The organism is Yunchengibacter salinarum (assembly GCF_037658235.1).
GTDB classification, from domain to species: Bacteria; Pseudomonadota; Alphaproteobacteria; order Sphingomonadales; family Kordiimonadaceae; genus Yunchengibacter; species Yunchengibacter salinarum.
Genome location: NZ_JBBJLN010000003.1, coordinates 207087 through 219304, shown reverse-complemented (window position 1 = coordinate 219304; position 12218 = coordinate 207087). Strand labels below are relative to the sequence as shown.

Annotated in this window: 10 protein-coding genes; 1 reads left to right on the top strand and 9 read right to left on the bottom strand. The window is 64.2% G+C overall.

The annotated features are described in order from the left end of the window. The first annotated feature begins 86 nt into the window (after positions 1-86). Positions 87-1196, top strand: a complete 1110-nt coding sequence (locus tag WGH93_RS04555; RefSeq protein WP_374763676.1) for an isoaspartyl peptidase/L-asparaginase family protein — start codon at positions 87-89, stop codon at positions 1194-1196. Between the two features lie 40 nt (positions 1197-1236). Here the strand turns inward: WGH93_RS04555 and WGH93_RS04550 are convergent, their stop codons facing one another. The 9 genes from WGH93_RS04550 to WGH93_RS04510 all read right to left on the bottom strand — a co-directional run bounded on the left by WGH93_RS04550 (position 1237) and on the right by WGH93_RS04510 (position 12197). After that, positions 1237-2577 carry a protoglobin domain-containing protein gene (locus WGH93_RS04550; RefSeq protein WP_374763675.1) on the bottom strand — a complete coding sequence of 447 codons (1341 nt, stop codon included), beginning with the start codon at positions 2575-2577 and terminating at the stop codon, positions 1237-1239. Positions 2578-2790: 213 nt separating this feature from the next. Further along, the gene (locus WGH93_RS04545) at positions 2791-4572 is read right to left on the bottom strand and encodes an ATP-binding protein (RefSeq protein ID WP_374763674.1); all 1782 of its coding nucleotides are present in this window, start codon (positions 4570-4572) and stop codon (positions 2791-2793) included. Between the two features lie 114 nt (positions 4573-4686). After that, the gene (locus tag WGH93_RS04540) at positions 4687-5445 is read right to left on the bottom strand and encodes an SDR family NAD(P)-dependent oxidoreductase (RefSeq protein WP_374763673.1); all 759 of its coding nucleotides are present in this window, start codon (positions 5443-5445) and stop codon (positions 4687-4689) included. A gap of 55 nt (positions 5446-5500) precedes the next feature. After that, entirely contained in the window at positions 5501-7210 is a 1710-nt protein-coding gene (locus WGH93_RS04535; protein ID WP_374763672.1) for an AMP-binding protein, read from the bottom strand. Positions 7211-7293: 83 nt separating this feature from the next. Next, the gene (locus tag WGH93_RS04530; RefSeq protein ID WP_374763671.1) at positions 7294-8358 is read right to left on the bottom strand and encodes a patatin-like phospholipase family protein; all 1065 of its coding nucleotides are present in this window, start codon (positions 8356-8358) and stop codon (positions 7294-7296) included. Between the two features lie 120 nt (positions 8359-8478). Next, a complete protein-coding gene (locus WGH93_RS04525; protein WP_374763670.1) occupies positions 8479-9459 on the bottom strand; it encodes an NADPH:quinone oxidoreductase family protein in 981 nt (326 codons plus the stop codon). A 37-nt stretch (positions 9460-9496) separates the two neighbouring features. Then, positions 9497-10678, bottom strand: a complete 1182-nt coding sequence (locus tag WGH93_RS04520) for an acetyl-CoA C-acyltransferase (protein WP_374763669.1) — start codon at positions 10676-10678, stop codon at positions 9497-9499. A 68-nt stretch (positions 10679-10746) separates the two neighbouring features. Next, positions 10747-11667, bottom strand: coding sequence for an SDR family NAD(P)-dependent oxidoreductase (locus tag WGH93_RS04515; RefSeq protein WP_374763668.1), 921 nt, complete (start codon positions 11665-11667; stop codon positions 10747-10749). Positions 11668-11735: 68 nt separating this feature from the next. Further along, a complete protein-coding gene (locus tag WGH93_RS04510; protein WP_374763667.1) occupies positions 11736-12197 on the bottom strand; it encodes a MaoC family dehydratase in 462 nt (153 codons plus the stop codon). Positions 12198-12218: the final 21 nt, after the last annotated feature.

The following is a 12218-nucleotide window of genomic DNA, read 5'->3' as shown; positions in this document are numbered from 1 at the left end:
TCCCATTGATCCTGACTGCGGGATGTTTACCATGCTCCCCATGCAGCATCCAGCACATCGCGCAAACCGCCGGGGGGAGAACCATCATGCAGGCCGGATATCGCCTTGTCACAGGTCTTTTTGCGCTGACGGCGCTCGCCTTCTGGCAGCCGGAAAGCGGGGCCGCCATGGCCGGGCATGACACCCTGGCCACACCGGAAGAGCGCCCGGCCTATGCGCTGGCCCTGCACGGCGGCGCGGGCACCATCACGCCGGACAAGCTGACGCCGGAAACGGAAGCTGCCATCCGCGCCAAACTGGGCGAAGCGCTCGCGGCGGGGGAAGCGGTGCTGAGCGGGGGCGGCAGCGCGGTGGACGCGGTGATCGCCACCATCACCGTGCTGGAGGACAGCGCCCATTTCAATGCGGGCCGGGGCGCCGTTTTCACCCATGACGGCCACAATGAGATGGACACCGCCCTGATGGACGGCAAAACCCTGAACGCGGGGGCCGCCGCCGGGGTGCGCACGGTGAAAAACCCCATCCGGCTGGCCCGCGCCATTATGGACCACAGCGCGCATGTGATGCTGTCCGGCGCCGGGGCAGACCGGTTCGCCGCCGATCAGGGGCTGGAAACCGCCGAGCCCGGCTATTTCCGCACCGAACGGCGCTGGCGGCAATTACAGAATGCGCTGGCCGAGGGCAAGGGCGCCGTGCTGGACCATGACGGCGCACCCGGCGAAGGCCCGAATGGCGAGCCGCACAAATTCGGCACGGTGGGCGCCGTGGCGCTGGACAGGCAGGGCAATGTGGCGGCGGGCACCTCCACCGGGGGCATGACCAACAAGAAATATGGCCGCATCGGGGACAGCCCGATCATCGGCGCGGGCACTTATGCCAGCAATGAAAGCTGCGCCGTTTCCGCCACCGGGCACGGCGAATTTTTCATCCGCAAAACGGTGGCCCGCGACGTGTGCGCCATGATGGAATATGGCGGCATGAGCCTGTCAGAGGCCGCCGAACGGCTGGTGCTGAAAGACCTGATGGACATGGGCGGCGATGGCGGCATCATCGCGCTGGACCCGAAGGGAAGCATTACCCTGACCTTCAACAGCGCGGGCATGTATCGCGCCGCGGTGCGCGCCGGGGAAGCGCCGGTGATCGGCATATATGAAAAGATGGCCCCATCGGGGCGGGATGACGATCCAGCCGGATAACCCTGTTCCCGGCCCTGTTCCGATGCCAGGCCCCGCCGTGTCAGGTGGTTTTCCGGGCGCCGGACAGAAAACCGTCAATCGCGGCGTTCAGGGCCTCGGTTGTGCCTTCCAGCCGGTCGGTCACATCTTTCAGGCGATCCGCCGTCTGATTCCCCGTGGCCGCGTCATCGGCGACCTTGCGGATGCTGTCGGCCATGTCCTGTGTTCCGCCAGAGGCTTCCTCCGCATTCCGGGCAATATCCTGAAGGGCGGCCTGCTGCTGCTCCATGGCACTGCTCAGCGCGCCTGCAATGTCGTTCATGCGGTGAACCGTCTCGTTTATACTGCCGATCGCATTGGATACGGAAGCGGACACGCGCTGCACCTCGTCTATGCGGTTGCCGATTTCCCCGGTGGCGCGCGTGGTCTGGCCCGCCAGGCTTTTCACCTCCCCCGCCACCACGGCGAACCCCCGGCCCGCATCGCCCGCGCGGGCCGCTTCGATGGTGGCATTCAGGGCCAGAAGGTTGGTCTGGTCGGCGATGTCGCGGATCAGGTCGATGACCTTGCCGATATCGGCGGTGGCGGTATCGAGCGTGCGGATGGTATCCGTGGTTTCCTGCACTTCCTTTTCCGCGCCTTCGGCAATGGTGGAGGACTCCTTGATCCGCGTACTGATCTCCCCCAGGGATGTGTGCAGTTCATCGGCGGCGGTGGATATGGCCTGTACATTGGCGGCGGTCTGCTGCGCGGTAGCCGCCGCGTCCTCTGACCGGCGTGCCGTGCGCCCGGCGACCTCATGCATTTCGCGGGAAATCCCGGTCAGGGCCTCGCCCTCTTTGCGATTTTCCGCAAGCCGCGTTTCGGTCTCATCCTCGAAATCGGCAATGAGCTTTTCCAGCCGGAGACGGCGATCTTCCTGGCGGTCCAGAATCTGGCGGTAATAGGTATCAAGGGCCAGGTCCATATCCAGAAAGACCACCCGGAGCAACGCCTTGACCTGTTCCTTCACTTTTGCGGCGGACTCCCCCGCCGCCGTCAGCACCGCATCCGTCATCCGGCCAAGGGCAAAACAATATCCGCCCATATACCAGCTTTGATCCAGCCCCACATCGAAATGCGCGGTTCCGATCCGCTGCGCCCGTTCCTGATATGAGCTATCGGGCGCGCCGGAAAGCAGATATTGCCAATGTCGTTCCTGCGCCCCGCGAATGCGCTCCCGCGAGGCGGCATCGCCCAGCATCCGCGCCAGATCGGGCTGACGCGTCACATGATCGTAAAAAGCATCGAGAATGGCCGGCAGTGCCGCTTCCACCACAGGTCTGGCGGCGGCCAGGTCCTCGTAATTCTTGTCGGACAACAATAGAAAATCACGCTTGGCCGCCAATGCGTCCTGAGCCATCGTCGCCCCCTCACGCCTGCTACTCATCAAACCAGAATATTCACCCTCTGGTAGTGACCTTACGCACAGGAGCATTGAAGGATTTGACATAGATCAAAAAATTGAAGGGCCTGAGATTAACAAGGCAAAAAATACACCCTGAAAAACGCAACATTCTTGCTCTGGCGCGGCCAGCCGCACCGGCACGGAGACGCTCCCCTTTCAGGGCCCGGATCAGATTTCGTCCAGAAGATCGTCCAGCGCCGTTTCCGTGGCGGTCTCCACCGCCGGAGTCGCACTCAGCCCCACGGTCTTCGCCCTCCCCGCCGCGCGGCGCAGCGGCGGGTCCGCCACATCGGACATGGGGCGGGCCACGATGTCGTGCACCGGCTCATCCATCACCCTGTTGATCCGGGTCAGCAGGTCATAGCGGTCCACCGGCTTGGTCACCACATCCTTCATGCCAGCCTGCCGGAAGGCACTTACCTGATCGGGAAACGCATCCGCCGTACAGCCCAGCACCGGCACGGTGCCCCGTGGCGGCGGCATGGCGCGTATCCATTTGGTCGCGTCCACCCCGCCCAGTTCCGGCATGTGAATATCCATGATCACCAGGTCCACCGGGTGCTCTTCCACATAGTCGCACGCCGCAACGCCCGTCTCCACCAGCGCGATACGGTGGCCCAGTCTGCCCAGTACGCTTTCAAGAATTTTCTGGTTCAGTTCGTTGTCGTCCGCCACCAGAATGGTCAGGCTGCGCCGGGCGGTGGTGCGGGCCATGTCCAGCATCATGCGGGCGCCGCCATCGTCCCGCGCGCGGGCGGGGTCGTCCCTGAGCGTGGGAAAGGCCACCGTGAAGGTGGACCCCTTGCCCGGCTCGCTGGAAACGGAAATGTCGCCTCCCATCAGGCGGCTCAACTGCCGTGATATGGCCAGCCCCAGACCGGTTCCGCCAAAGCGCCGGGTGGTGGATGCATCCGCCTGGGAAAACTTGTCGAACAATGTCCGCTGCTTGTCCCTGGGAATACCGATCCCCGTATCCACGACGCTCAGAACCAGATCAAAGCTGCCGTCGCGCCGCTCCGCGCCCTTGTCCGCGCGCAGCGACACACCGCCCGCCTGGGTGAATTTGATGGCATTGCCCACCACGTTGAACAGCACCTGACGAAGGCGGGTCGGGTCCACGCGCACGCCATCCGGCAAATCCGGGTCCACGGCCAGGTTGAAGGCGATACCCTTGGCCTCCGCCCGCGGCGCCAGAAAGCTCTCCACCTGCTCAAGCAGGCGGCGCAAATCCACCGCGCGCAGTTCAAGCTGCATCTTGCCGGCATCCAGCTTGGAAATGTCCAGAATATCGTTGATCACGTCCAGCAGGGTTTCCGCGCTTTCCATCAGGTCAAGCACATGGCCGCGTTGCTCCGTGTCCAGGCGACTGTCCAGCAATATCTGGATCATGCCGATCACACCGTTCAGGGGGGTGCGGATCTCATGGCTCATCACGGCCAGGAATTCGGACTTGGCCAGATTGGCGGCTTCGGCCTCGTCACGGGCTTCGGCAAGCTCCTGCGCCAGTTTGCGAAACTCCGTCCGCTGTCGGGCCAGTGCCTCCGTATCGCTGCGCCGGGCATTCAGCACATCGGCCAGGCGATTTTCCAACTGGCTGTTGCGGTTCAGGCGCTGATGAATGTGATCCAGGTGATCATACAGTTTTTCCAGCGCATCGGACAGATCAGCCCGGCCACTGATCACCGGGGCTTCCAGCAGAACACTCCCCCGGCCTTCCGTTTCAAGGCTTCTGATCTGTTCCAGCGCGGCGAGCAGTTCCCGCTCCGGTGTGACATAATAGCGATCCGCCGCGATCTGCCCCGCCAGCCCCAGCAGAAAGCCGAAAACAGCCACCACAATACCTTCCGCCAGGGGCAGCATCAGCCCGGCCAGCATCCAGCAGGTCAGATAAACGCCAAGGGAAAGAATGCCAGCGCTAAGCCAGGGCAAAGGGGACAAAAGGTGTCGCATAGACCCTGCCTCCGGAAGGGGATGCCTGAACAAGCACTCGCCACAGAAGTCAAAGGTAGCAGGCCCCGGCATGTCTGGCAATCAGCACGCGGCCACAAGGCATGAATACGGTCGTCAGAACTGGGTGCGCTGAAGAAAGCCGCCATCGACCACCAGATTGGCACGGGTGATCCAGCTTGCCGCCGGACTGGCCAGAAACGTGATGGCCCGCCCCACCTCTTCCGGTGTTCCAAGGCGCCCGAAGGGCTGCCGGGCGCGCACCATTTCATAATTCTGCGGATGCTCCCGCCGGGTCTGGCCCCAGAAGCCGTCCTCTATGTGAATGGGGCCGGGGGACACCGCATTGACCCGCACGCCATACCCCGCCGCCACATCGCCCAACTGGCTGGCATAGGTGATCAGCGCCGCCTTCATGCTGTTATAGGGTGCCGGGCCGCCCATGGCTTCCAGCGGGGAAATGGATGCCAGCACCACGATGGACCCGCCACCGTCCGCAGCCATGTGATCCAGAGTGGCTTCCGCCCCGCGCACCGTGGCCATCAGGTCCACATCGAAATTGGCACGCCAGGCTTCCTCCCCCTGGCCCGCGCCCGCGCTCACATTGGGGATGAACACGTCCACCCCGCCCAGATGGGCGGCGCTGTCCTCGATCCATTGCAGATAGGATTCGGTATCCTTCACATCCAGCGTGGTGCCGGTCACGTCATGGCCATGCCCGCGCAGGGCATCCTGCCGGGCGATGACGCCCGCCTCCTCCCGCGCGCAGAACGCTACGCGGGCGCCTTCCGCGATCATGCAATCCATCACGGCGGCGCCAATGCCCCGTGTGGCCCCGGTGATCAGAACGCGCTTACCCGCAAGGCCCAGATCCATATCAGCTATCCCCGTTCATGTTGCGCCCGTCCCGTTGTGGCCCCGACCCGCAGCTTCATCCCGTGGCTTCATCCCTGGCACGCTGGCGCAGATCCTTGCGCAGCACCTTGCCCACGGGCGATTTGGGCAATTCATCCACCAAAAAGACCACCTTGGGCCGTTTATAGCCTGTCAGGTGTTCCCGGCAATGGGCCTTCACGTCCTCGGCTGTCAAGCTGTCGCCGCGAGGCACCACATAGGCCACCACGCGCTCCCCGCTTTCATCGTCCGGCGCGCCCACCACGGCGGCTTCCGACACGCCGTCCATATTGACGATCACGTCTTCCACATCCGCGGGATAGACATTGAACCCGGACACCAGGATCATATCTTTCTTGCGGTCCACGATGGACAGATAGCCCTCATCGTCGATCACGCCGATATCGCCGGTTTTCAGCCAGCCATCCTCGATCGTTTCCGCTGTGGCCTCTGGCCGGTTGAGATAACCCTGCATCACCTGCGGCCCGCGCACCCAGACCTCCCCCGCCTCGCCCGGCGGCAGGGCATTGCCCGCATCATCCACGATGCGCAGTTCGGTGCCCGGCATGGGTTTGCCGCAGGTGCCCTTTTTCGGCGGCCCGTCCAGCGGCATGGAAGTGACCACGCAGGTGCTTTCCGTCAGGCCGTAGCCTTCATAGATGGGGGCGCCGGTCAGCGCTTCCCAGCGCCGTGCGGTATCCTGATTGAGCGGCGCCGCCCCGGCAAAGCAGAAACGCAGGTTCTGCGGCGGGTTGCGGGCGAACCAGTCTTCCTGCATCAGCCCCATATACAGGGTGTTCACCCCCGGCATGGTGGTGATGTCGAAGCGGTCGAACACGGGCCGCAGATTGGCCAGCGGCCGCGGGCTCGGCACCAGGATCACATGGGTGCCGTGATGCATACTCGCCATGCCCCCCACCGCCAGCGCGAAAACATGATACAGCGGCAGCACCAGCATCATGGTTTCCTGCGCTTCCCGCATCACGGTGCTGTTGCGCAAATGCCCCTGGGACACATTGGCGGCCACATTGTAATGGCTGAGCGAGGCGCCCTTGCTGCGCCCTGTGGTGCCGCCGGTGTACTGAAAGAAGGCGGGATGGTCCCGGCTCTGCCCCCGGCGATAGTTGACCGGGTTCACGCCGCTGTCCAGATAGCGCCTGCCCTTGCGGATCACCTCCCGCATGTCCGCGTGCACATCCACGTCGAAGTTCGGCACCATGCGCTTGACATGCTTCAGCGCGAAGCCCAGCGCGTGGCGCTTCAAAGCAGGGAAGAAATCCACCAGCGACAGGCGGAACACCTTTTCCACTTTGGTGCCCGCCACCGCTTCACCCACCGTATCGGCGAACAGGTCGATCACGAAAAGAATCCGCGCGCCGCTGTCCTTCAACTGGTGATTGGTTTCCTCCGGCGTATAAAGCGGATTCACATTGGTCAGTGTCAGCCCCGCCTTCAGCACGCCGAACGCCACCACCGGATAGGCCAGCGCATTGGGTGCCTGTATCGCCACCACATCGCCCGGCGACAGGTGCAGCCCTTCCCGCAGATACACGGCCACCGCATCGGTCAGCGCGCCCAGTTCCCGAAAGGTGAGCGTGGCATTGGCCCCGTTGGGCAGCACGCAGGAAAAGGCGGGGCGATCGCCGTGCCTGTCCACGCAATTATCCACCAGATCGCCAAGATGTTCGGCGATCAGATGGTCATCGGAAAAGGCGCCCATCGTGAACGTTTGGTCGGTTTCTGTCATGGTCACTCCACTCCCAAGGGGGTGGCCCCCTCCTCCTGCCGGGATTGCCCGTGCAAACCCCGCCTCCGTGCCCGATTAGGGCATTAGTCCGCCACAGGTTCAAGCCTGTCCATCAGGTGCCCGTGATTTTCCGCGCCCGCAAGCCGTGAAAACGCCGCCCCCAGGCGTTCGCTGCTTTTCACCACCGTCTGCCAGAAATGCAGGCGCTCCGCTTGCTCCATGCGGGCGAAATCGCGCCGGTCGGGGATGCGGCCATGGGGCAGGCCGGCCACGAAGTCATCGTCCGGCACCAGCATCACCGCATCGCTCAGACGGTCTGCCGTCACCCGGCGATGCAATTTCTTGTCGAACCAGCCGGGCACCAGATAGGGGTAGAAATGCGGATAGAGAATGATGCCATCGCCCGCGTCCGGCAGATGCCCGAAGTGATAGTCGATCAACCCACCATCCCGGTACACCCCCGGCCCGGCCCCGGCGATATCGGTAATCGCCGCCATGACAAAGGGGATGGAGCCGGAGGCCATCAGCGCATCGCGGAAATTGGCCGCTGTCAGCGGCACCGAAACGGTTTCAAAGCCATCCCCGATCGCTTCGGGGGGTGGGCCGGTGTGAAACACCACCCGCTGATAATGGGCCGACAGCGCCTGCCGGGACAGCGTGTTGGCCAGCCCGGCCAGCATCAGGCCCAACCCCTCGCCAAGTGGCCGCCGACCACCCGCAAGGCCCCGCCCCCGCGCGGTCACGATGCGCAAGGGGCGCGCGCTGTTCGCCAGAATATGGGCAATGGCCTCATCCGGGAAAATCTCCGCCAGCAGGTCATAGGATGCGCGGGTGATCTCGTCCGGGCTCTGATCCGGGGTGAAACGACTGCCGGCATAGACACGGGCGAAACATTCAATGCGTGTCGCCGGGTCCGGGTCGGCGGCGGCGGCCATGCGCCACGCCCCGGCGCTGGAGCCGGTCAGCGGAATATGATGCCTTGCCGCGGGCAGAAAATCGCCGAACACAACGCTGTCCAGCCCCTTCAGCACCAGCCATTTCGGCCCGCCGGACGCCCCCACCACCTGCCGCACCAGATCGGGCACAAGGCCCTGATCCGACAGCTTTTTTCGTGCGCGCTGCCCGGCAATGATGCGCAAATCGCCCATGGGTGGCGGCCCCCTGCTCGACAACCGGCATGTGATCCGATCAAGACGCGATCAGCATAGACGGTCAGGGATTTCTTTCAAGACTGGCGAGTCCAAAAAATCAACCCTGACCGGAACCCCTCACCCCTGCGGTGTCAGGATAACCTTGCCCCTGGCATGGCGGCCCGTAAGCCGCTCATAGGCATCGGCCACCCGGTCCAGCGGGTAATGTCCGTCAATATGCGGCTTGATGCGGCCCGCCGCGTAATGGTCGAACAGGATGCGCATATTGTCCGCCTGGCCGCCCGGATTGGCGGCGGCCCAGGCGCCCCAGAACACGCCCACCAGGCTGCATTGCTTCAACAGGCACAGATTGGCGGGCACCTTGGGAATGTCGCCCGCCGCGAAGCCGATCACCAGCAGACGGCCACCGGGCGCCATGGCCCTGAGCGCCTGCTCGGTATAGTCGCTGCCCACGGGATCATAGACCACGTCCACGCCGCGACCCCCGGTCAGGTCCTTGGCGGTTTTCTTCAGGTCTTCGGTGCTGTAGGTGATCACCTTGTCGGCACCCGCGGCCCTGGCCACGGCGCCTTTCTCTTCACTGCTGGTGGCGGCGATCACGGTGGCGCCCATGGCCTTGGCCAATTCCACCGCAGCCAGCCCCACACCGCCAGCGGCCCCCAGCACAAGCACGGTTTCCCCGGCTTTCAGGTCCGCCCGCTGCTTCAGGGCGTGCAGGCTGGTGGCATAGGTGATGGTCAGGCCCGCCGCCGCGTCAAACGGCATGGCATCCGGGATCGGCACCACGGCCCCGGCGGGCACCACCGCCTGCTCGGCGAAAGCGCCGGTCAGATGGGTGAACAAAACCCGGTCGCCGGGCTTTATGCCGTCCACCTCGGCGCCCACTTCGGCCACCACCCCGGCCCCTTCGCCGCCCGGCGTAAAGGGCAGATCGGGCTGAAACTGATATTTACCCTGAATGATCAGCACGTCCGGGAAATTGACCCCCGCCGCCTTCACATCCACCAGAACGTCCTTCGGGCCGGGCCTGGGGGCGGGCACATCTTCCACCACCAGCTTTTCCGCACCGCCCAGTTCCTTGCACAAAACCGCTTTCATCTCGCTCCCCCGACAGGAATGTTGCCTGATCCGCGCCCTACAGCACTTCAAAGAGGCCCGCGGCCCCCATGCCACCGCCGACGCACATGGTCACCACCACATATTTCGCGCCCTGGCGCCTGCCTTCGATCAGGGCATGGCCCACCATGCGCGCGCCGGACATGCCATAAGGGTGACCAACGGAAATGGCACCGCCATTCACGTTCAGCCTGTCATTGGGAATGCCCAGCTTGTCGCGGCAATACAGCACCTGCACGGCGAAGGCCTCGTTCAGTTCCCACAGGCCGATATCGTCGATGGTCAGCCCGTGCTGCTTCAGCAATTTGGGGATGGCATAGACGGGGCCGATGCCCATTTCATCCGGCGCCAGCCCCGCCACGGCGATGCCGCGATACAGCCCCAGCGGCGTCAGCCCCCGGCGCTCAGCTTGCGTGCGTTCCATCACCACGCTGGCGGAGGCGCCATCCGACAACTGGCTGGCATTGCCCGCCGTGATGGTGCCACCATCGAATACCGGGTTCAGGCCCTGCAAGCCATCCAGCGTGGTGGAAGGGCGGTTGCCCTCGTCCTGCTCCAGCACCACGTCCTCGAAGCTGATCTTTTTGGTTTCCTTGTCCATCACGCCCTTTTTGGTGGGCAGGGGCACAATCTCGTCATCGAAGCGGCCCGCTTCCTGCGCGGCGGCGGTGCGCTGCTGGGATTGCAGGCCGTAGGCATCCATGGCGTCCCGGTCAATGCCATAGCGCCTGGCCACCACTTCCGCCGTTTCCAGCATGGACATATACACATCCGGCTGCATGGCGGTCAGGCTTTCATCCACAAGCTGATAGCGGTTCATATGGTCGTTCTGGACAAGGCTGATGGATTCGAGCCCGCCGCCCACGGCAATTTCCATACCATCATGCACCACCTGCTTGGCGGCGGTGGCAATGGCCATCAGGCCGCTGGCGCACTGGCGATCCATGGTCATGCCCGCAACGCTGACCGGCAGCCCGGCCTTCAGCGCGGCCAGCCGCCCGATATTGGGGCTGCTGGTGCCCTGCGGCAGGGCACAGCCCAGAATCACATCCTCCACTTCCTGGCCTTCCAGCCCGGCGCGCGCCACCGCATTCTTGATGGCGTGCCCGGCCAGCGTGGGGCTCTGGGTGGCATTGAAGGCCCCCTTATAGGCCTTGCCGATGGGGGTGCGGGCGGTGGATACGATAACGGCTTCACGCATGGTTCGGCTCCTTTTCAAGGTCGGGTCTGTTTCAGGCGCCCGGACCAGCGGCCCGCGCGTCGGCCAGGTCAGGAAATCTGCACACCCGCGGCCTTCGCCGCCTTGGTCAGGAACTTCATGGTCTGCTCCCCGCCATGCTGATATTCCTTCGCCCCGGCCATGTCGTTGATGGTGTCCAGCGCGGCGCGCACCGCTTCCGGGCTGCGCGCGCTCTCTTCCAGGAAGATGCCCTCGCTCTCCTGAATGACGGTGCGGGCAAAACCGCCCGCCCCGGCACATAATATGGTGCGGTTCGGCGCGTCCCGATCGCACAGGGTCACAAGCCCGGTGGACACATCCTCCGGCCTGACAAGATCCAGCGCCGCCTGCGGCATCAGGTCTTCGGTCATGCGGGTGGCCGCCACCGGGGCCAGCGCATTCACACGGATATTGTACTTGCCGCCTTCCAGCACAAGCGTGTTCATCAGGCCGATCAGACCCATCTTGGCGGCGCCGTAATTGCTCTGGCCGAAATTGCCGTAAAGGCCGCTGGACGATGTGGTCATGACGATGCGGCCATAAGCCTGCTGGCGCATGATGTCCCACACCGCGCTGGTGCAGTTAGCGGACCCCTGAAGGTGCACGTTCAGCACAAAGGCGAAATCGTCCATGGTCATCTTGGCGAAGCTGCGGTCACGCAGCACACCCGCATTGTTCACCAGTATGTCCACCCGCCCCCAGGCGTTCATGGCCTTTTCGACCATGGCCGACACCTGGTCCGTTTTCGTTACGTCCGCGCCGTCCGCCAGCGCCGTGCCGCCCGCCGCCTCGATCTCGGCCACCACTTTCTGCGCGGCGCCGGGGTCCCCGCCCGCGCCGGTCACGTCGCCGCCCAGATCGTTCACCACCACCTTCGCCCCGCGCGCGGCCAGCGCCAGCGCATGGGTGCGGCCAAGGCCGCCGCCCGCGCCCGTGACTATGGCCACCTGATCATCAAACCGAATGCTCATAAATCCGTCCTCTCGTTAAACAATGCGCCCAGATCGGCCCAGGCCACCTGTATTCAGCCTCCCTGAAGTCAGGCCACCTGAATCATGGTCAGCCACTGGGCGGTGAGCGCGGGGCGCTCCTCCCCCTCGATCTCCATGGTCACGTCCTGCCGGATCAGCAGGCGGCCCGCGCCCTTGTCCTGCACGTCGCCGATGGTAACGCGCAGGCGAATGCGGCTGTCCACCTTCACCGGGGCAAGAAAGCGCACCTTCTCGAAGCCGTAATTCAGCCCCATCACCGTGCCCTCGACCCTCAGCGTCGCCCCGTCGATCAGATAGGACAGCATGGACAGGGTCAGAAACCCATGGGCGATGGTGGTGCCGAACGGCGTTTTCGCCGCCGCTTCCCGGTCCACATGGATGAACTGATGATCCTTCGTCACGTCGGCAAAGGCATTGATGCGGTCCTGATCAATCGGGAACCAGTCGCTGACCCCCACTTCCTGGCCCACATAGGTCGCCACGTCTTCCGGTTTGACCGTCTTGCTCATGGCCGTCCTCTCCCCTCCGGC